The following is a 496-nucleotide window of genomic DNA, read 5'->3' as shown; positions in this document are numbered from 1 at the left end:
AAGGGCGCGGTCGAGATCATCTTCCGCTCCGACATCGGCGACCCCGACAAGATCGCCGCGCGCACCAAGGAATACGAGGACCGCTTCCTCTCCCCCTTCATCGCCGCCGAGCGCGGCTACATCGACGACGTCATCATGCCGCATTCGACAAGACGGCGGATCGCGCGGGCACTCGCGATGCTCAAGGACAAGAAGGTCGAAGCGCCGGCGAAGAAGCACGACAATTTGCCGTTGTAATCATGTTCAAACGCATTCTGATCGCCAATCGCGGCGAAATCGCCTGCCGGGTCATCAAGACCGCGCGCCGCATGGGGATTGAGACGGTCGCGGTCTACTCCGAGGCCGACCGCGATGCGCTGCATGTCGAGATGGCCGACGAGGCCGTGTTGATCGGCCCGCCGGCGGCGGCCGAGAGCTACCTGGTGATCGAGAAGATCGTCGAGGCCTGCCGCAAGACCGGCGCCGAGGCCGTCCATCCCGGCTACGGCTTCCTGTC

2 protein-coding genes are annotated in these 496 nt (G+C 64.5%); both read left to right on the top strand.

Going from position 1 to position 496, the window contains the following annotated elements:
• Window positions 1-237 (top strand): carboxyl transferase domain-containing protein (locus tag AC5ZGW_RS46890; RefSeq protein WP_496114237.1); only part of this gene is annotated, 237 nt, incomplete at its 5' end.
• 2 nt (window positions 238-239) lie between these two features.
• Window positions 240-496: biotin carboxylase N-terminal domain-containing protein (locus AC5ZGW_RS46885; RefSeq protein WP_496114236.1), on the top strand; the 257-nt coding region annotated here is incomplete at its 3' end.

The organism is Bradyrhizobium sp. Crot121 (assembly GCF_059512385.1).
Note: the sequence above shows the minus strand (reverse complement) of the source record. Positions and strands in the feature narration are given on the sequence as shown.